Annotated in this window: 18 protein-coding genes; 4 read left to right on the forward strand and 14 right to left on the reverse strand. The window is 36.8% G+C overall.

Annotated features, from left to right (window positions below):
* Positions 1-13: 13 nt before the first annotated feature.
* From D612_RS18860 to D612_RS0116975, 5 genes are all read right to left on the reverse strand, one after another.
* On the reverse strand, positions 14-2,554 hold the full coding sequence (locus D612_RS18860; RefSeq protein ID WP_017756697.1) for a bifunctional diguanylate cyclase/phosphodiesterase: 2,541 nt from the start codon (positions 2,552-2,554) through the stop codon (positions 14-16).
* A 272-nt stretch (positions 2,555-2,826) separates the two neighbouring features.
* Positions 2,827-3,324, reverse strand: coding sequence for a PaaI family thioesterase (locus D612_RS0116960; RefSeq protein ID WP_017756698.1), 498 nt, complete (start codon positions 3,322-3,324; stop codon positions 2,827-2,829).
* 146 nt (positions 3,325-3,470) lie between these two features.
* Positions 3,471-4,727 carry an efflux RND transporter periplasmic adaptor subunit gene (locus D612_RS0116965; RefSeq protein WP_017756699.1) on the reverse strand — a complete coding sequence of 419 codons (1,257 nt, stop codon included), beginning with the start codon at positions 4,725-4,727 and terminating at the stop codon, positions 3,471-3,473.
* Between the two features lie 13 nt (positions 4,728-4,740).
* A complete protein-coding gene (locus D612_RS0116970; protein ID WP_017756700.1) occupies positions 4,741-7,104 on the reverse strand; it encodes an ABC transporter permease in 2,364 nt (787 codons plus the stop codon).
* Positions 7,104-7,808, reverse strand: coding sequence for an ABC transporter ATP-binding protein (locus D612_RS0116975; RefSeq protein WP_017756701.1), 705 nt, complete (start codon positions 7,806-7,808; stop codon positions 7,104-7,106). The genes D612_RS0116970 and D612_RS0116975 overlap by 1 nt, the downstream gene beginning before the upstream one ends.
* Before the next feature lie 256 nt (positions 7,809-8,064).
* On the opposite strand from D612_RS0116975, the gene D612_RS0116980 reads away from it, so the two are divergent.
* Genes D612_RS0116980 through D612_RS0116995 form a run of 4 tightly spaced genes read left to right on the forward strand, consistent with a single transcriptional unit; the run spans position 8,065 to position 11,845 of the window.
* Positions 8,065-9,174: an ABC transporter ATP-binding protein gene (locus D612_RS0116980; protein WP_017756702.1), complete on the forward strand. Its 1,110-nt coding sequence runs from the start codon at positions 8,065-8,067 to the stop codon at positions 9,172-9,174.
* The gene (locus D612_RS0116985) at positions 9,164-9,970 is read left to right on the forward strand and encodes an ABC transporter permease (protein ID WP_017756703.1); all 807 of its coding nucleotides are present in this window, start codon (positions 9,164-9,166) and stop codon (positions 9,968-9,970) included. The genes D612_RS0116980 and D612_RS0116985 overlap by 11 nt, the downstream gene beginning before the upstream one ends.
* A 1-nt stretch (position 9,971) precedes the next feature.
* Positions 9,972-10,775: an ABC transporter permease gene (locus tag D612_RS0116990; protein ID WP_017756704.1), complete on the forward strand. Its 804-nt coding sequence runs from the start codon at positions 9,972-9,974 to the stop codon at positions 10,773-10,775.
* Positions 10,772-11,845, forward strand: coding sequence for an ABC transporter substrate-binding protein (locus tag D612_RS0116995; protein WP_017756705.1), 1,074 nt, complete (start codon positions 10,772-10,774; stop codon positions 11,843-11,845). The genes D612_RS0116990 and D612_RS0116995 overlap by 4 nt, the downstream gene beginning before the upstream one ends.
* 291 nt (positions 11,846-12,136) lie before the next feature.
* Here D612_RS0116995 and D612_RS0117000 read toward each other — a convergent pair whose 3' ends face one another.
* The 9 genes from D612_RS0117000 to D612_RS0117040 all read right to left on the reverse strand — a co-directional run bounded on the left by D612_RS0117000 (position 12,137) and on the right by D612_RS0117040 (position 21,449).
* The gene (locus D612_RS0117000) at positions 12,137-12,844 is read right to left on the reverse strand and encodes an ABC transporter ATP-binding protein (protein ID WP_017756706.1); all 708 of its coding nucleotides are present in this window, start codon (positions 12,842-12,844) and stop codon (positions 12,137-12,139) included.
* Positions 12,837-13,625 (reverse strand): ABC transporter ATP-binding protein, encoded by a 789-nt coding sequence (locus D612_RS0117005; protein ID WP_017756707.1) that lies wholly within the window; start codon positions 13,623-13,625, stop codon positions 12,837-12,839. The genes D612_RS0117000 and D612_RS0117005 overlap by 8 nt, the downstream gene beginning before the upstream one ends.
* A 2-nt stretch (positions 13,626-13,627) precedes the next feature.
* Positions 13,628-14,566, reverse strand: coding sequence for a branched-chain amino acid ABC transporter permease (locus D612_RS0117010; RefSeq protein ID WP_017756708.1), 939 nt, complete (start codon positions 14,564-14,566; stop codon positions 13,628-13,630).
* Between the two features lie 11 nt (positions 14,567-14,577).
* Complete coding sequence (locus tag D612_RS0117015) at positions 14,578-15,453, reverse strand: branched-chain amino acid ABC transporter permease (RefSeq protein WP_017756709.1); 876 nt, start codon at positions 15,451-15,453, stop codon at positions 14,578-14,580.
* Between the two features lie 85 nt (positions 15,454-15,538).
* Positions 15,539-16,756, reverse strand: a complete 1,218-nt coding sequence (locus D612_RS0117020) for an ABC transporter substrate-binding protein (protein ID WP_017756710.1) — start codon at positions 16,754-16,756, stop codon at positions 15,539-15,541.
* A gap of 374 nt (positions 16,757-17,130) precedes the next feature.
* Positions 17,131-18,444, reverse strand: coding sequence for a UDP-glucose dehydrogenase family protein (locus D612_RS0117025; protein WP_017756711.1), 1,314 nt, complete (start codon positions 18,442-18,444; stop codon positions 17,131-17,133).
* 1 nt (position 18,445) lies between these two features.
* Entirely contained in the window at positions 18,446-19,351 is a 906-nt protein-coding gene (gene galU / locus D612_RS0117030) for a UTP--glucose-1-phosphate uridylyltransferase GalU (protein WP_017756712.1), read from the reverse strand.
* 104 nt (positions 19,352-19,455) lie between these two features.
* The gene (locus tag D612_RS0117035) at positions 19,456-20,337 is read right to left on the reverse strand and encodes a HipA family kinase (RefSeq protein ID WP_017756713.1); all 882 of its coding nucleotides are present in this window, start codon (positions 20,335-20,337) and stop codon (positions 19,456-19,458) included.
* Positions 20,337-21,449: a glycosyltransferase family 4 protein gene (locus D612_RS0117040; RefSeq protein WP_017756714.1), complete on the reverse strand. Its 1,113-nt coding sequence runs from the start codon at positions 21,447-21,449 to the stop codon at positions 20,337-20,339. Before D612_RS0117040 ends, D612_RS0117035 begins: the two co-directional genes overlap by 1 nt.
* Positions 21,450-21,507: the final 58 nt, after the last annotated feature.

Consider the following 21,507-nt stretch of genomic DNA (forward strand, 5'->3'; position numbering starts at 1 on the left):
TTTCACCTTAAATTCATATGTTCCAATCAAACTCGACCTGTGTTCCCCCAACAATCTCCTTAACGTGTTGCTGCAACTGATTATATTCACTCATAAAATCCTCACCTGTAAGTGGCTCACTAAACAAAAAGCCTTGAGCCTGGTAACACCTTTGATTTAATAAAATCGTAGTTTGCTTTAACGTTTCTACACCTTCAGCAATTACCTCTAGATTTAGATGGCGCGCCATAGAAACAATAGTAGATATAATTGTCGAATCACTCTCGTCGCTTTGCAAATCACCTACAAACGATTGATCAATCTTTAGTCGGTCAACTTGAAGCCTTCTTAAATATGATAAAGACGAATAGCCTGTACCAAAATCATCGATCGAAACATGGATTCCTATTTTCTTTAGTGCTTGTAAAGTCTCGGTTGTATGTTCAACATTCATCATCATACTTTCTGTAATTTCCAACTCTAAATATTGAGGAGATAGATTTGTATCTTCTAATATTTCCTTAATCATACTGACAAGATTTTGCTGATAAAATTGGCGGATTGATAAATTTACTCCTACAAAAAGATTTGAAAGACCTTGTTCATGCCACCGCTTCATTTGACTGCAAGCTGTGCGTAATACCCATTCACCTATAGGGACAACCAAGCCATTATCTTCTGCAATCGGAATAAATTCCTCTGGCGAGATCCATCCTTGCGTTGGATGCTTCCAGCGAATTAATGCCTCTACTCCGATTATTGCACCTGTTTGAATATTAATCTGTGGCTGGTATACAACGTGTAGTTCACCTTTTTCAAGGGCATGGTGTAAATCATTTTCTAACACTAAACGCTCTAGCGCTATACCATCTTGTGACGGATCATATATTTGAAAGTTATTCCGTTTCTGTTGTGCTTCAACAAGGGCAAGGTTTGCACGTTGAATAAGCTCATCAACATTTGTACCATGTTCAGGATAAAAGGCAACCCCCGCACTAAGTGAAACGTTTAGAAATAAATCTTGGGCTCGTAATGGCTCTTTCATTTCGGCTTGAATCTGTTCTGCTAACTCATGAATATCACTCGTTTCCATAACGTCTGTTATGACAAGGGCATATTCATCGCCTGTTAGCCTAGCTACTAACTTACTATTTATATTTTGGAGACGACTTGCTACCTCCTGAAGAATTAAATCACCGAATGGATGTCCTAGTGCTTCATTAATATTTTTAAATCGATCAATATCAAGTATAATGATAACAATTCGCTCTTTTCGATTTATCATTTCCAATAATTTTTCTTTCAGGAAACGAATATTGGGAAGCTTTGTCAATTCGTCATAAAAAGCCATATTGTGAATCTTCTCTTGATCTATTTTTTGCTGTGATATATCCCGGAATACCATGATCGCCCCTGTTACTTCTTCATTTTCAAATATTGGGGTTACGACATATGAGACCGGAAACAACGTCCCTTGCTTCTGAACAAAATAATCCTCTCTAATGCGATAATGCCTTCCATATTTTATGCTTTTCATGTTTGGACACTCTTCTTTTGGACAAAGACTACCATTACCCTTACGATGAATATAGTCGTGTACATTTTTTCCTAGCAATTCCTTTTGTGACCATTTTAGAATTCGTTCAGCCTCTATATTCATGTACGTAAGCTCTCCAGCTTTATTAAGGACAATAAGGCCTTCACCCATATTCGTTGTTATTGTTTGTAGAAATTTTTCATTTTGCAGCAGCTGTTGTTCGGCTGCTTTTTGCTTTATAAAAGGCTCCTCAACGGCAGTATGAAAAACAGCTCTTTGTAAAAAGTAAAAGCCCGCTAGTTTAAACAAATGGCCGACAAAATTATTAATATCATACATCGTTTTATATGTTGTAAAATAATAATCTGACATCATTAAATACACAAACGAAATAATGAGCATAACACTAAAAACATCACTTAAGCGAAAACGAACAAAAACAATAGCAATAATAACGAACCTAATAACAATTGCTCCATATTCAAGAATATTTTTTGTCGCTGTCGTCCCGACGCCGTTATCTACTAATTCAGGTAATAACGGAACGGATGAAAATATCGCCAAGAACCACATACCAAAATAAATTAATGCAACACTGTATGCATACCATCTTCTTCTTGAAGCAACTAAACGATCGTTTGAGATAACAATTGCTAAAATAGCAATAACTTCAGTGTACCTTGCTACTAAATTAAACCATGCCGTTCTATACTCTGAGCTTTCCGCGATAAAAAATGGCATCCCCGTAAATGTGAGTGTATGGGCTATCTCTAATAAACCAACTGCAAAAAACAAGGCACCAAGCCACAGCCGATAACTAGACAAGCTATGGGGGAAAATCATCCAGGTTTGTATTGCGATCATAAAGGCAATTGTGATGATAAAAAGTTCAATAATTAAATGTATACTTATATAGTTTTGTTCTCCTAAAACCCCATATAGCTGTTGGCGAAATAACAAAGCCATAAGTAATATGACAATTGATATAGCAATTATGATTCGATTATGCTGCCAAATTTGTTGAGTATCCTGTTTCATTTAAGAACCTCATTTCAAATATCACATTTATTAATACATAGGCCATGGTATTTTTGATTTTTTAATTTTCGCTATAGGCGACTAGTTCAGAAAAATATACACATCTAATCTCATTTTACATGAATGAATTTATCTAATCTTAAGATTTTTTAAAATAATAGTGACATTTAACAACCGCTTTAAAAACACTAGCACATTGCTTTCGCAAAAGAAAAATGCTTGGCAATCAAACGATCCAAGCATTTTCATCATTTTTATCTTTAATAGATGTATTAGTTTTTAGCGAACGTGCTTGGCATTACAACAGCAATGACCTCTCCGCGGGCACAAAGTGTATCATTCGCATAAACTTCGGCATCAACCTTAAATTTTTTCGGATGGATTTCCTCTACCTTACCGATTGCTTTTAATGGAACTCCGTGCGGTGTTGGCTTTAGGAATTCAACCTTTAACGATGCTGTTACGAAACGTGGCGGCTCTGCTCCATCTCCAATTTCATGTCCATTTTTACGATGTAATGTTAACGATGCTGAGCCTGTCCCATGACAATCAATAAATGAAGCAATTAGTCCTCCATACACAAATCCTGGTAACGCTAAGTGCTCTGGTTCCGGGTTAAAAACCGTTACTGTATGATCCCCTTCTATACCCGTACGAAAATGGTGGCCCTTTTCATTTAAGCGACCACATCCATAGCACCAAGCAAAATCATCTGGATATACATCTTGAATAGCTTTTGAAACATTTTCTACTTTAAGTACACTTTCCACTATAAATCCCCCTTTTTTTCAGAATATTATAACATATAAGGATAAAAAAGGAGAGGAAAAGTTAACTTTTTTGCTCTTTTACGGGCACTTCCACGCTACTATTTATAAAATAGCCCAGAACACTCGTGACTTTAGTCATGAGAGGTTCAGAACTTGTCATGGAATATTTTGATTCGTTTCCCTTCTACTAAACCTTCTAGTTGAGAGTTTTTAATGATGAAATCACCTTTCGCTAAACCTTTTTCAATAACAATAAGTTCATCAGTCTCCAACCCGGTTTCCACTTTTTGAATTATTGCCTTCCCATCCTTCACAACCCACAAAGCGTCACCATCCTCATAAGGGAATAGAACAACTTTGGGCACAGCTAGTTTATTCTGCTCGACAAGTGTAGTAAATAAAACATCAAGAGCATATCCTGGTCTTAATTCCGCCATGTTCTCTTCTGGGGTAATCGTAACCTTTACTTTCTGCTCTGTTAATCCGAGCGCTGAAACCTTTTCTTCTGCTGCAGGAGCAATTGATTTTACTACACCCTTAAATGAATAGTCCTCATCTCTTCGTTCTTGAATAAGCTCGACTTTCATTCCTTCTTTTACAGCTAAAACATCCTCTGTCAAAAGGTAAACTTCTACTTCGAATTCACTTTTCGAGGATAGTGCCAGCAATGGGGATTGCGGTGTTACTAGCTCTCCCTCTTGAATATTTAATTGCTTAATAACCCCATTAATTGGTGAGGTAATTTCGCTATTTGTAATTAAATAATCTACATAATTAATTTGTGCTGTTAACGTATTAATCAACCCCTGATAATATTGATCTGTACCGGGTAAAGGGGCTGCTTGCTCTTCAATTAACTTTAATGCCTGTTGTTGCTGCAGTAAACTATTTTCTAACTGTATCACTTGATTTTCAGCACTATCCAATTCTTTTTTTGATACGGCTCCATTTTCATATAATGTCTTTATCCTCTCGTAATCCTCTTGACCAATATTGAGGAGCCGCCTCGTATCTTCTATTACAAGCTGTTGCTGTTTAATTTGTGCACGATATGGACTTTTATAAGACTGCTTTTGCTGGCCTTGAACACTTTGTAATTGACCTTTTAATTCACCTAGCTGTGCTTCAAGATCTTTTGATTCTATATTAACTAATAGTTCGCCTTGTTTAACCGATTGGCCTTCAACAACTGGTAAGTCCTTAACCGCACCATTTACTAAGCTATATACTAAACGCTCCTGGGCTGAGGTAACGATACCTTCTTCTTTAAATGTTTGCGCTACTGTTTGTGGTTGCACTTCGATAATAGTTGTTTCAAGGGGTTTTACAGATGAATATATCGAATATCCACCAATACTTACGATTACAATAATAGTTATTAGCCATTTCATTTGCTTTTTCATAGCTTCCCCTCCTCTATTCTCTTTCTTTTAGTACGCCAACCAAATCTAGCTGTTTCACTTTTCGAGCTACTGATCGTTGTGAAATCCAAATCGCAAAAATTGTTCCAATAAAGGCTAACACAATTGCATCTGGGCTTGTTAAATCTGGAATTGTGTATAAATCACTACTCATGCTTTTCGACATCGCTTTGTTCATTGCAATTGCAAGCGGAATTCCTGTAATCATTCCTGCAATCCCAATAAACCATTGTTCAATAGAGATAACCTCCATTACCTCCCTAGGCGTCATACCGATAATCCGTAATGAAGCTAGCTCCCTTTTTCTCTCAGCTAGTGAAATGATGCTGGAATTATATACAATCGCAAATCCTGTCACAATTGCAATAATAGCCATTACCCATAATGAGTAAGCAGTCATTTCCATCAATTCATAATATTTATCAATCATTTCCTGCCTAATTTCGATTGTACTGACAAACTTTGAAGTATGATAGCGGTCTTTCAAGTTAGGTATACTTTGTTTGTCAATAGCAATTAATGCAGATGTCACCATCTCACCTTGATCTAATATATTTACCAACGTTTCTTGACTTAAATACACATTTGCTCCTAGATATTGAGGAACAATCCTTTCAACGATGATGTTTCTTTTTGTATCATTAGCAAGATTGCTCTCTAATTGAAGTACATCTCCAACCTTCACATGTAGCTTATCAGCTACTTGCTCAGAAAGCATAATCCCTGTTTTCGGTATGTCAACAAGATTTCCTGCTTTATCATAAATATTATATAATGTAGTATTATCACTTATCCCTAGGGCCACCACATCTTCTTTATGATTGATAAATTTTAGAGACACCGGGATTTCGAGTAATGGTTCAACTAGTTTTACCCCATCAACATGCTTCAACTCGCGAACTGTTTCTTGAAGTGGCAAAGGCTGTGAAAAAGTTAACTTAGCATCTTGCTTTTGCACCTTCGTGAACTGATCTAACACCATCATTTCTGCCATATTTCCGAGTGAAAAAAAAGCAGCCATCATACTAAAAGTAAAGACCATTCCAATAAATGTAAAGAAGCTTCGGTTTTTATTTCTAACTAAATTTCTGATTGCCATTCGTCCTTGCACATTAAACATTGACCAAAATCCTGGTATTCTTTCTAACCAAGTTTTGTTCAAAAAGGTAGGTACAACAGGATGCATTGCTTCTGCAGGTTGAAGCTTGATAATCCCACGTACCCCCTGAAAAGACGCCGCCAGACTAAAAAGAGCTGACATAATAATTCCAAGAAAAAAATATTTTAATGAAAATTGCGCACCAAGGTTTGGCAAGCTAAAAAAAGTTTGATAAACCTCCATCAAGGAGACTGATAACGCCGTTCCTAATAGACCACCAAATATTCCACCGACAAGTCCTATAAATAGGCCATATCCTAAATAATGGAATAATATTTCCGTATTTCGATAACCAAACGCCTTCAACGTTCCAATTTGGCCACGTTGTGATTCAACTAAGCGCTTTAACATAATGTATAAAATAATCGCTGCGATAATTAGAAAAATTACAGGAAGACTGCTTGACATTCGTTCCATTTGTTTTAATTCTTCCGATAGCATTGCATTGCTAAGCTGATCCTCTGCGGAATACAAGCTTTCAAGCTCATATTGTTTTAATTCAGACTTTAATTTATGTTCAATATCAGCAAATTCAATACCAGGGTCTAACGTAAACGATATATCATTCACTAATCCTTTTTGGGTAAATAGCTGCTGTAAATCTTCATAGGGCATGTAGGCAACTTCAAATTTCGCCGGGTCATTTGTAAGACTTTGGAGGTCCTGCAATGCATATACATATTCCGGGCTCTGTCCGCTTCCACTTACAGATAGCTCAACCATTTTACCATCAATAATGACTTTAATCTTATCTCCAAGCTGTAAGTCATGGGCATGATAAAATTTTTCTGCAAGTAATATTTGCCGTCGATCCTTTTCTGGCAAGGCACCCTCGAATACTTTAATTCCATTCAGTTCATTCCCTGCAGGAGTGTGCAATGAAATTAGCCTTAGATAAACATTTTCATTCGTGCTTTCCTCCATTGATACTCTTACATCTTTCACTAAGCGTCCACTAACTTCGTTGATTCCTTCCATTTTTTCGAGCTCTTTTGCGATGGAAAGAGGAATTGCTTTTACCATTGCAAAGCCATCTGCAAATTTATATTCTTGATAAAATTCATCTTTCGCAATAAATAAATTATCCTTTGCCATCGACATCGCTGTATATGCCATAAGTCCAATCGAGATCACAATCGCACACGCAAGATAAGCAACTTTATTTTCGAGAATATCTCTGATCATTTTTTTCCATAGCATCACCAGGATACCTCCTCTGGCGGTAGAGGCTTTTTATTGACTGCCACCTTCTCAAGCATCCCGTCCTTAATATAAAAAACGCGATCAGCCATAGCGGCAATGCCGGCATTGTGAGTAATTATCATGACCGTTTTGCCATAGGTAACATTGAATTGTTTAAGTAGCTTTAAAACTTGTACCCCAGTTGCAAAATCCAATGCACCCGTAGGTTCGTCACATAATAGAATATCCGGGTTCTTAGCTACCGCACGTGCAATAGCAACCCTTTGCTGTTCTCCACCAGACATTTGCGCTGGAAAATGGTCTTTCCGGTCAGCTAACCCAACCTGTGATAAAATATCTTTTACATCTAGTGGATTTTTTGCTATTTGCGTAGATAGCTGTATATTTTCATAGGCTGTAAGATTTGGCATTAAATTATAAAACTGAAAAACAAATCCTATCGAGTTTCGTCTATACTCAGTTAAAGTTTTTTCAGTAGCTTGATGCAATGGCTGCCCACGATAATATATTTCACCTGTGCTGGCTTTGTCCATTCCACCAATAAGGTTTATCATAGTACTTTTTCCCGACCCACTTGGACCAAGAACGACAATAAATTCACCTTGGTAGATTTCAAAGTCAATGCCTTTTAAAGCATCCACTCTAACCTCACCCATTTGATAATATTTCCCTACTTTTTTCGCGGTTACTATTACAGTCATTTCATGATTCCCCTTTTGTTTGTAACGCTATAGCTTCATCATAACAAATCATTTAGCCCATCACATTATCATTGTAAAATTGCATAATAAACATTGACAATTTTGTTAACACAATTCTTTCACTCCCATAAAAATTAATTGAATTTGCAGGCTTTTCCTGTATAATTTATTGCGAATTACTTAATAATTCTTTTATTTTCTACATGGATGCCTTATTATGTAATTCTTCGAAACTATTAATAAGAGGGAGGTTACCATGACAAACGTTCCAATTATTCAATTCAAGCATGTAACAAAACAATTTGATAACGATCCAGTTATTCTGGATGACGTTAGCTTTGTAATTGAGCGTGGTAAATTTTATACACTTCTCGGTCCTTCTGGATGTGGTAAGACGACTATTCTCCGCTTGATTGCCGGTTTTACAGAAGCCACTGCAGGTGAAATTTTTTTCAATGGAAAAAAAGTAAACGATATCCCTGCTAATAAACGTCAAGTAAATACTGTATTTCAAGATTATGCACTATTCCCTCATTTAAATGTTTTTGAAAATGTTGCGTTTGGTTTACGGATTAAAAAATTAAGAAACTTAGAAATTGAAAAGAAAGTCAAAGAAGCGTTACAGTTTGTAAACCTTGCTGGGTATGAGCAACGCGAAATTAAAGAAATGTCAGGGGGACAACGGCAACGTGTTGCAATTGCCCGGGCAATTGTCAATGAACCAGAGGTTATTCTTCTTGATGAACCTTTATCTGCATTAGATTTAAAGCTGCGCACTGAAATGCAGTATGAACTAAGAGAATTGCAGCGTCGCCTAGGAATTACGTTTGTATTTGTTACCCATGATCAAGAAGAAGCACTTGCAATGTCAGATGAAATCTTTGTTATAAATAAAGGGAAAATTCAGCAGAGTGGGACCCCTACTGATATATATGATGAGCCTATTAATCGTTTTGTTGCGGACTTTATTGGGGAATCTAACATCATTAAAGGTAAAATGATTAAAGATTATGTTGTTGAGTTTGTTGGCAAGCAATTCGAATGTGTGGATAAGGGCTTAAATGACAATGAACCTATTGAAATCGTAATTCGCCCTGAGGATTTAGAAATCACAACGTTAGAACGAGGGAAGCTACAGGTTGTTGTTGATACGCAACTATTTAGGGGCGTTCATTACGAAATCTGTTGCTATGATAAGGACGGAAATGAATGGCTTGTTCACTCCACGAAAAAAGTAAATGTAGGCGATGAAATAGGACTTTATTTTGATCCAGAAGCTATTCACGTTATGCGTCTCGGGGAAACTGAAGAGGAATTTGACCGCCGCTTAGAAGCATATTCAGTCGGAGATAGCGATGGAAAATAAGGTTACACGTAATATATACCTAATTCCTTATGCGTTTTGGATCGTTTTATTTGTTATTGCGCCTATATTACTTGTACTCTATTATTCTTTTTTTGATATTGAAGGTCATTTATCCCTTGCCAACTATCAAAAGTTCTTTACACCAGTTTACTTAAAAATGACATTAAGCTCATTCTGGTACGCTTTTTTAATAACTTCCATATCGCTTTTAGTTGCTTATCCAACTGCTTATTTATTAACAAAAACTAGACATAAGCATCTATGGCTATTGCTAATTATTACGCCGTCATGGATTAATTTACTTTTGAAGGCATATGCTTTCCTTGGGATTTTCGGTACATATGGAATTACGAATAGCTTTCTAGAGATTATCGGCATCGGTTCAAAACAACTGCTATTTACTGATTTCAGTTTTGTATTTGTATCTGTCTATATCTTTATTCCATTTATGATATTACCTATTTTTAATTCGCTAAATGAGTTAAATCCAACACTTTTAGATGCTGCAAGTGATCTTGGTGCATCGAAGTGGACTACTTTTCGTCGCGTGATCCTACCTTTAACAATGGATGGCGTGAAATCAGGCTGTCAAATTGTGTTTATTCCATCTCTTTCGTTGTTCATGTTAACAAGATTGATCGCAGGAAACCGTGTGATAACCTTAGGTACTGCGATTGAACAACACTTCCTTGTTACGCAGGACTGGGGAATGGGTGCGACGATAGCCGTGTTTTTAATTATTTTTATGTTTATCATTATGATTGTTACCGGCAACCGAAAGCGGGGTGGATTGTAGGATGAAAAAAAGAATATCACCTTTATCAAAGCTTTATTTAGTCGCGATTTTTCTAATCCTTTATACTCCGATTTTCTTTTTAGTATTTTACTCTTTTAATAGTGGCGGAACAATGTATGATTTTGAAGGGTTTACCCTTGACTGGTATCGAGAACTGTTTCATGATACAAGACTGCTTATTATTGTGCTAAACACGATCGTTATTGCCTTATTATCAGCATTAATATCGACGATTATTGGCGTTCTTGGTGCTTTAGCCATTCATACCGTTACGAAAAGACAAACAAAAAATGCGTTATTATCATTAAACAATGTTCTTATTGTAAGTCCTGATGTAATAATCGGTGCTTCATTTTTAATATTATTTACAATCGGCGGGATTAAGCTCGGATTTTATTCAGTGCTTCTATCCCACATTGCATTTTGTATCCCGATTGTTGTCTTAATGGTACTGCCGAAGTTAGCAGAGATGAGTCCATCTTTACTTGACGCCGCAAGAGATTTAGGTGCTAGTCAGTGGGATGTCCTCACTAAGGTTATTATTCCATATATTACGCCCGGAATATTAGCTGGCTTTTTCATGGCATTAACGTATTCCTTTGATGATTTTGCCGTTACGTTTTTTGTAACCGGCAATGGTTTCAGTACTCTTTCTGTTGAGATCTATTCATTGGCTCGGCGTGGTATTTCCTTAAATATTAATGCGTTGTCTGCCCTTCTATTTATCTTTACTATGCTGTTAGTTGTCATTTATTACTTTATTACACAACGCAACAAGCCTAGAGGGGTGGGAGTTAATAGATGAAAAAATTAATCCACGCTTTTCTAGTCGTTATGCTAGTTTCAATTGTCCTATTGGTCATCATTTCAAAATTAAATTCTTCTCATGGATATTCGAGCGGGAACACGGTTACGATTTACAACTGGGGCGACTATATTGATGAGGAATTAATCGAACGCTTTGAGGAAGAAACTGGTACGAAAGTAATTTATGAAACGTTTGATTCAAATGAAGCAATGATGACAAAGATTGCTCAGGGTGGCACTACATATGATATTGCCGTTCCGTCTGAGTATATGATCGATAAAATGCGTGAAGAGGACTTACTTATTCCATTAGACCATTCAAAGCTTCCTAATTTACAATATATAGATGAGCGCTTTATGGATTTACCATTTGATCCGAGTAATAAATATTCTGTTCCTTACTTCTGGGGAACAGTCGGCATTGTCTATAATCCAAAGCTACTTGAGGACATGGAGATTTCAAGCTGGAACGACCTCTGGAATCCTGAGTTAAAAAATCAAATTCTTTTAATAGATGGAGCAAGAGAGGTAATTGGCATGGGCTTGAATAGTCTTGGCTATTCTTTAAATGATACTAATAAAGACCATTTAATTGAAGCTAAAAGAAAACTTGATACGTTGACTCCGAATGTTAAAGCAATCGTTGGGGATGAAACAAGAATGCTGTTGGCAAACGAAGAGGCTGCTATTGGACTTGTATGGTCAGGAGATGCTGCCGATATAATGTGGGAAAACGAAGATTTGGACTATGTTGTTCCTATTGAAGGATCAAATCTTTGGTTCGATAATATGGTTATCCCGAAAACTGCAAAAAATATCGAAGCGGCCCATCAGTTTATTAATTTTATGTTAGATCCTGAGATAGCGGCACAAAATACCGAGTATGTTTCGTATTCAACGCCTAATAAGGAAGCGCTCAATTATATGCCAGAGGATATGGTTACGGACGAGCGGTTTTATCCGTCACCAGAGCTTACAGAAAAGCTTGAAGTGTATGAAAATCTTGGGCTAAAAAACTTAGCTTATTACAATGAACTGTTTTTAGAATTTAAAATGCATCGAAAATAAGTACAAAAGCTATAGGCAACTTGATTAGGGACGTATAAACTAAGAGCGCATCGACTGAGATAAAGGAAACACGTCGAGGGACGATTCGATGTTGACTTAGACTTATCGCAAAAGAGATGTGCGACGTTTACTAGTCGCTGGGGGCTTGCGCTGGACGACTACTCTCTGTACTATAGTATTTATCCACAGGATCATTTTTTATAATTTCCTAAACAACAAACAAGGCTGTTCAAAAATCATTGATGATTTTGAACAGCCCTATTATTTTCAACCGTTTTTCTATTGGTTTGACTATAGTCCGCCAAGATAAGCCTCTTTAATTTGTTCGCTTGCCTGTAGCTCCGCTGCAGTACCAGAAACAACAACACGTCCTGTTTCAATTACATAGGCGCGATTGGCAATCGATAAAGCCATATTTGCATTTTGCTCAACTAGCAAAATCGTAGTTCCTGTTTTATTGATCTCTTCAATAATATTGAAAATGGTTTTAACTAGTAGTGGCGCTAATCCCATTGATGGCTCATCTAGCAACAAAAGCTTTGGTCTTGCCATTAGAGCTCTACCCATCGCTAACATTTGCTGTTCGCCACCCGAAAGAGTACCTGACTGCTGTTTTTTCCGTTCAAGCAAGCGCGGAAAAAGTTCATATACCTTCTCAAAATCTTTACGAATTTCCTGCTTGTCTTTCCGTAAAAACGCACCTAATTCAAGATTTTCTTCAACTGTCATATTTGCAAATACACGACGTCCCTCTGGAACATGTGAAATCCCATTTTTCACAATGCTTTGGGCTGGTTTACCAGAAATTGAGGAACCGAGGTACTCAATTTTCCCGCTTTTTGGCTTTAGTAATCCAGATAACGTCTTTAACAATGTACTTTTCCCAGCGCCGTTTGCACCAATTAGTGTAACAATTTCTCCTTCATTTACCTGTAACGAAACTTCCTTAAGGGCTTGAATATTACCATAATATACGTCGATTTGGTCAACTTTAAGCATTGTTGTCACTAACCTCCTCTCCCAAATAAGCCTCAATGACCTTTGGATGGTTGCGGATTTCTTCTGGTGTTCCTTCTGCAATAAGCTGGCCATGATCTAACACATAGATTCTTTCACAAATACCCATAACCAGTTTCATATCATGCTCGATTAAGAGGATTGTTAAGTTAAATTCCTTACGAATAAACGCGATTAACTCCATTAATTCATGCGTTTCTTGAGGATTCATCCCTGCAGCTGGCTCATCTAATAACAATAGCTTCGGACCTGCTGCTAACGCTCTGGCAATTTCTAATCGTCGTTGCTGACCATAAGGTAAATTTTTCGCTTTTTCATCCTTCAACTTATCTAGTTGAAATATTTTAAGGAACTCTATTGATTTTTCCTCCATTTCCTTCTCACCTGAGAAATGTGATGGTAAACGAAGGATCGAACTCACAATTGTATGTTTTGCTAAAGAGTGATAAGCAACTTTTACATTATCTAGCACAGATTGTTCCTTGAAAAGCCGAATGTTTTGAAAGGTACGACTTATTCCCTTTCTAGTAACTTGATATGGCGCAAGTCCATTGAGACGTTCTCCTGCAAAGAAGATATCACCTTCTGTTGGAACATATACCCCTGTTAACAGGTTAAAGCATGTAGTCTTCCCTGCTCCGTTTGGACCAATAAGCCCAATTAGTTCCCCCTGGTTAATTTCCATGTTGAAATTTGAAACAGCTTTTAGACCGCCAAATTGAATTCCAGCGCCTTTAATTTGAAGCAATGGACTATTTCCCATATTTAGTTACCTCCTTTCGCGCTTTTCCACTTACCAAAGTAATCTGTGATTTCACGAGTACCCATTAATCCTTGTGGACGATAAAGCATCACTATAACTAATATAAGGCTATAAATAATCATTCGTGTTTCAGGATAATCCTGTAAAAACGTCGATACAACCGTTAATAATACTGCTGCTATAACAGACCCCGACAGACTACCAAGTCCACCTAATACAACATAGATTAAAATGTCAAAAGATTTTAAAAATCCAAAGTTAGTAGGTTGAATGATATAAAAATTATGAGAATACAAACCGCCTGCAACCCCTGCGAAAAATGAACCAATTGCAAAAGCCGCGACCTTATAATAAGTTGTATTAATTCCCATAGAATCCGCTGCTATTTCATCTTCACGAACGGAAATACATGCCCGTCCATGGCGTGAATTTGTAAAGTTGACAATGACTAACACCGTAATAAATAAACAAATAAATGAATATGACCAATTCGTTAAATGCTTTACTTGCATTCCGGCAGCACCGCCGACATAATCAATATTCAAGAATATAATCCGAATGATTTCAGCAAATCCTAGTGTCGCAATTGCCAAATAATCACCTTTTAGGCGTAAGCTTGGAATTCCAACGACTAATCCTGCTAATGCCGCAACAATCCCACCAACAATTAGGGCAACCGGAAATGGGAGTCCAAGCTTCATCGTGAAAATTGCTGAAATATACGCCCCAACAGCTAAAAATCCTGCATGTCCAATCGAAAACTGCCCCGTAATACCAATTACTAAATGCAAACTAACTGCTAATATAATATTAATAATCATAAAGATTAACGTATTCGTATAAAATGGGTTTAAAACTGAAGTCGATATAAGGAATTGAACAACACTGTAAATGATGATAGAAAGCACTACAAACAGCCAAAATCTCTTATTCTTTGTCATCTCTATTTCACCTACACTTTCTCTCTTGTATTTTTACCAAAGATGCCCGACGGTCTAAAAATAAGAATTAGGATTAAAATAATAAATGCTGCCGCGTCTCTCCATAATGAATATCCCAAAGCACTTACGATCGTTTCAACAACTCCTAAAACGAGTCCGCCTACCATTGCCCCCGGGATAATCCCGATTCCACCTAAAACGGCGGCAACGAATGCTTTCAAGCCTGGGATGATTCCCATTAATGGGTCAATCTTTGTGTAATATACACCGAAAATAACTCCTGCAGCGCCTGCTAGCGCTGATCCAATTGCAAAGGTAGCTGAAATAGTAGTATCAACATTTATTCCCATTAATCTTGCGGCATCTGCATCATGGGATACAGCTCGCATTGCTTTACCGATTTTTGTTCTATGAACGACAAATTGCAATATAATCATGAGAATAATTGAAACTGAGAGAATTAAAAGCGATTGGCTGCTCACTTGTGCACCGAAGAAATCAAAAGATTTATTAGAAAATACACTAGGATAGGCTTCTGGTTGTGCACCGCGGATATAAATCATTACATACTCGATTAAAAGAGATACTCCAATTGCCGTGATCAGGGCTGCTATTCTTGTTGCATTACGAAGCCGTTTATAGGCAATTCTTTCGATAAGTACACCAAATACAGCACAAACAGCCATCGACAGTAAAAGCGCTGAGAAAAAGTCTAGCCCCCATCCCGCAATAGCATAAAACCCAATAAATGCTCCGATCATAAAAACATCGCCATGGGCAAAGTTAATTAATTTTATAATTCCGTAAACCATTGTATAGCCTAATGCTATTAAGGCGTAAATACTGCCGAGTGATATGCCGTTTATAATTTGCTGTATCCATTCCATTAATTCTCACTCCTTATTCAATCCATAGGTGCTCAAAAATTTGGAATGGAAGGATTAATCCCCCCATTCCAGTATAACTTTCATATTAAGGATTAACTTTTGTTTTGAAGACTTGCTTTCCATCTACATATTCTAATACTGTAGCCGATTTTACTGGGTTGTGATTTTCATCTATAGTCACAATACCTGTAACTAATGAAAGATCAGTTGTTGCTGCAAGTGCATCCTTGATTGCTGCTGGTTCTGTGCTTCCAGCACGCTTGATTGCGTCTGCTAAAAGATAAGCTGAGTCATATCCTAATGCATTAAATGCGTCAGGAGATTTTCCTTCATACTTCTCTTGGAACTTCGTTACAAAGTTTTGAATTGTTTCGTCTGGATCTTCTGAAGAATAATGGTTTGTAATAAATGAGTTATTTAACGCTTCAGCACCAGCTAATTCTACTAGCTTTGGTGAATCCCAGCCATCAGCACCCATAAACGGAACTGTAATACCCATTTCGCGAGCTTGTTTAATAATTAAACCAACTTCTTCGTAGTATCCAGGGATAAATACGAATTCTGGGTTTTTAGACTTAATGCGCGTTAATGTTGATCGGAAGTCAGTGTCTTTTGCAACATATGCTTCTTCAGATACGATTGTACCGCCCGCTGCCTCAAATGTTTCCTTAAATGACGCTGCTAGACCTTTCGCATAGTCACTTGCACTATCCGCAAAGATAGCTGCATTTTTCACCTTTAATTCATTTGCTGCAAAGTTTGCCGCAACTGTTCCTTGGAATGGATCAATGAAGCAAATGCGGTAAACGTAATCATTTACCGACCCATCTTCATTCACTGTTACATTTGGACTTGTACCAGATGGAGTTAAAAGGATTGTATTTGTATCATTTGCAATTTGAGCTTGGGCAACTGTATTACCACTAGTTGCTGCACCAATAATCGCTGTAACCTTGTCTTGGCTCGTTAATTTAATTGCTGCATTTGTAGCTTCAGCAGCATCTGATTTGTTATCTACCTTGACTACTTCTAATTGCTTGCCATCAATACCGCCACCCTCGTTGATTTCTTCAACGGCTAGCTCTAATCCTTGAGCAATTGATGAGCCATAAGAAGCAACCGCTCCAGAGAGCTCTAGGTTTGCTCCAATTAAAATTGTTTCTGCATCACCACCAGCTGTTTCACTGCCGCCTGATGTAGAAGTTGATGTTGATGGTGATGTTTCACTTCCACCAGAACAGCCTGCTAGTAGACCTGCAAATAACGTTGAGGCCATAAGAAGTTTTGAAAGTCCTTTCTTCATTCCTAAAAATCCCCCTTTTTTGTTATTTAACTATTCTGAAAATATGTAAGATATCTTAATTTATTCTACTAAACTAGTAGTGAATACATTACCATTTTGTTTATCAGAATAGAAAAATAATTTTTAATATTATTTCAATAATAGTATTGTAAATCAAAGACTTGTTTTCGTCTAGCATATATTTTTATATTTCTGAATATTATTTAACTATATAAATATACTACAAAAGTTCGCAATGAGAAAAAGAACAGCTTCCGATTTACTGTTCTTTTAAATTGCATTTTTTATTGGTGCTTTATAATTAAATTAGCCGCCTTTCACATCGTAAAAACCATTAAACAACTACTATTATAAACTACTATTATAAACTACGATTATTTAATAATGATCGCGGGTTTTCCAATTGGATAATACTCGATTGCTTCGCAAGCGGTTATCATTTCCTCTTTCAAACAGTTTCTGCCATCATACACAATTGGTTTTGCCATTTTATTGATTATGCATGAGAGATCTAAGTTTTTAAATTCATTCCATTCCGTTACAATAAATAAAGCATCTGTATTCAACACGGCCTCATTTACCGACTTTGCATATTTTATTGTATTTCCTAGGATTTTCTTAGCATTGTTTGTTGCAACAGGATCATACGCTACCACTTCTGACCCTAATTTTGTTAATAACGCAGCAATTTTGATTGATGGAGCTTCTCTCATATCGTCAGTTTCTGGCTTAAAGGATAGACCAAGCATCGCTATTTTTTTCCCATTTAAATCTCCAAAACGGTTCAAAGCCTTCACTACTAATAGTTCATGTTGGTGTTCATTTATTGTAATCGTTTCCTTTAAAAGTGAGAAATTGACGTTGTTATTATTTGCAGTATGAAGTAAAGCCTTCACATCCTTTGGAAAACACGAACCACCGTAGCCTATTCCAGCATATAAGAAAGCTTCACCAATTCTTTTATCCATTCCCATTCCTTTGGCAACATCTTCAACATTTGCTCCGACTGCTTCGCATAAATTTGCAATTTCGTTTATATAGCTAATTTTTGTTGCTAAAAATGCATTAGAAGCATATTTAATCATCTCTGCACTACGTAGTGTAGTTATAATTATCGGTACATTTAATGGTCGATACATTTCTGCAATTTTTGCGGCAGCCTCACTATTGTTGGAACCAATTATAATTCTGTCAGCATGCATCGTATCATGAACGGCTGAACCTTGTCTTAAAAATTCTGGATTAGAGACAATTTCAATTTTCGCATTGTTGCTACACTCATTTTCTAATACATTTTTAATGTGATCATTAGTACCAACAGGGACCGTACTCTTTATCACAACGATAGCATCATGGTTTAAATGGGCGGAAATATCCGTTGCCGCTTGCTTTAAATAAAATAAGTCCGCTGCTCCATCGCTCCCCTGTGGTGTCCCTACTGCAATGATAATAATTTCTGCTTCAGATAATCCCTCTTGGTGCGATGTTGTAAATAACAAGTTGCCCGCCTTACTATTTTTTACTAACATAGGCTCAAGACCTGGTTCGTAAATTGGTGATATACCTTGGCGAAGATTATTTATCTTTTTCTCATCAATATCAATACATGTTACTTTATGACCAATTTCTGCTAAACATACTCCTGTTGACAGGCCAACATATCCCGTCCCTACTATTGTAACGTTCATATTATTCTAGCTCCCTATTCATATTCTGGATGTCTTCACGTTTACACACGTCTTTTAAATAGGAGAGGAGCGCTTCTCTAGTATCATTTCTTTGAAGAGCAAAGTCTAAGGTTGCTTTAATAAATCCATTTTTATCACCAATATCATAACGAATTCCTTCAAAGTGATAGGCTAAAACAGCTTGATGTTTATTTAGTTCATTAATGGCCTCTGTTAGTTGTAATTCGCAACCAGCTTTAATTGGCAAATCTGCTAAAATATCAAATATCTCAGGGCGTAAAACATAGCGTCCCATGATTGCATATGTGGAAGGAGCTTCATCTATTCTTGGTTTTTCAACTAAGTAATCAATATGGTATAGGTTCGGCTCAATGTTTGCACCTTTTGGTTTGATGATTCCATACTTATATACCTCATTTTCAGGAACAGCCTGGACTGCTACAACCGAGCTATTGCAATACTCAAATACATTTATGATTTGCTTTAAGCATGGTATTTCCGACCTTACAATATCATCCCCTAGCAAGACCGCAAACGGCTCATTCCCTATAAAACTTTTTGCGCAAAGAATAGCATGTCCTAACCCTTTTGGCTCCTTTTGACGAACATAATATATGTTTACTAGGTTCGATATTTTTTGAATCTCCGCTAATAAAGCCAGCTGGTTTTTTTTTAATAACGCATCTTCTAGTTCATAGGATTTATCAAAGTGGTCCTCTATTGATCTTTTACCTCTGCCGATGATGATGACTATTTCTTCTATCCCTGAAGCGACCGCTTCCTCCACAATGTATTGAATCGTAGGTTTATCAACAATCGGCAGCATTTCTTTAGGTTGTGCTTTAGTTGCTGGTAAAAAACGAGTGCCAAGCCCTGCGGCTGGTAAAATTGCTTTCTTGATTTTCATAAGCTGCCTCCTTCTTGAATTTCCTATATTTATATTCAAAGCAGAGGCATAGGTCACGTTAGTAGCCTATGAAAATTGTTTAATTCTACAAATGATAAAATAGTCTAGTTGTGAAGGCTTTTGTATACTCTTTTTATAAATCTCGACATTACTTTAGGTAAAATTTTCCGTCGACGATGTAATAAAGTACTTACCATCGCCTTTTTTTCCTCCTTAGAAACAAACCAGTCCTCCGGGATTAATTCAACAATTTCTTCTATTAATAGAATAGGAATTGTTTGAATAATTTCTAGTTGTTCAAGAAAGTGTTCTTCATTTTTGATAAAAGACGCCATTAGTTGATGTGTTGCACTTTTGATAAGTCCGTTTGGCAACAAATCTAAATCAGTAAGCTGCCAATTATACGTTCCAAAAACCTCTGCATGGTCAATAATCCATAATTTGTATGTGTCTTTTGCATCTTCTTGTAGGAGAATATTTTTTCGCGTACGGTCGGTGTTGCATAACCAATAATCAAATAAAATAACTCCTGCTAATTCATGATGATTCGTAATTTGTGCAATATTTGTAATTTGATGCCCATTACTACAATTTGGTATATATCGAGAGGCAAATTGAAAACAGCTATAGTTCTGCTTTAGATGTTCTAGGATTAGCGCATTCTGCTTTTCGAGTTCTGATATTTGTGCATTCTCCTTTTGGAGTTTCGGTATTTGCGCATTCCGCTTTAGGAGTTCTGTTGAATTTTGCTTTTGGAGTTCAAGTATTTGCGCGGAGAATTCAGTTGGAATTTCTACTATTTGTGCGAATGAAACCGGGAGTCCGAGATAACGTGCTAAACAATACGAGACCCATTCATTTGGTAATGATTTTTCAAACCCTGGTTGGAAATATTTCACTACATAATCATTTCCATCGTTAAAAGTAATTAAATGTGCATTCGATTTCCCTTCCAATTTCCTTTGGTAGGCAACGGGTTCCATCATTAGGATTTCACCTCACTATCAGACCCTTCATCTTGCTGCACTAATTGCATTAACAAGTCCACATATTGCTTTGCCACAACTTCAATTTCAAAATGTTTTAAAACGTGTTCAATCGATGCTTTTGACATTTTCTCATGTAATTCACGGTTATCGATAATTTTGTAGAGCTGCCTTTTAGCATCATCTACATTTTGGCCCCGATATAGTAAACCTGTATTTCCATTTTTTACAATTTCGGTAACAGGCATCATTCTTGAAGCAACTACCGGGACACCACAAATCATTGATTCAATAAATGTATTACCAAATGATTCAGATTTAGTAGTTGCAAGCGTACATCCACCTGATTCGCGTATTTTGGCATACATATGCGGCATTTGCTGATAATGAATAACAGGAAACCATTTTATAATATCAGTGAGTTGTTCCTCCTGCCATTTTGCTGCAAATTCTTCGCGCTGAACACTTTGCGCCCCTCCAACTACCCATATTTCAATATCATTCCGTTCGTTTTTTATTCTCTTTGCTATTTCTAAAAGCATTGGCCAATTTTTCCTTTTATCTAATCTCCCAATATAGGCAACTACTTTTTTATTTTTTGGTAAAATAGGAACGCTTTTATAATCAATTTCTTCGTGTGGAATTGCGCGGAAAAACGATGAATCTACACCGTTATATATTACATGAGTCGGGATAGAATCAACGAGTATTGAGACTAACCGTTTTTGATAGAGGGAGGGGACTATTATTGAGACCGGTTGAATTCCTCTGAATTTTTCTAAATGAGGTTTTAGTTTAATAAGTTCTGGTGTACGTGCTTCTACAAATATCGGGCCTTTAAATTGTGCTTTTGTAATCCATTTATACGCACTAGCAGTATCAACAACAATGATCGCATCATAACTATTTTGTTTAATAATGTTGACGATTTCATCTTCATCTTTAGATAAATAAACTGGGGCTATATCCTCCATGATATGAAGGCCTCCATGATCAGTGGTATAAAGAAATTCTGTATGAATACCGTGTTTTTTAAAATATATTGAACGATTGCGCCAACCCGCATTTACCCCCCCGACAGTGAGCAAACGCCAAATTACAAGTACCTTCATCATAACGTCTCCTCTAGTTTATTTAGGGTCCTCCTCATTTTTTATTTTATTAATACAT

Source organism: Calidifontibacillus oryziterrae, assembly GCF_000331575.1.
Classification (GTDB): Bacteria; Bacillota; Bacilli; order Bacillales; family Bacillaceae_J; genus Calidifontibacillus_A; species Calidifontibacillus_A oryziterrae.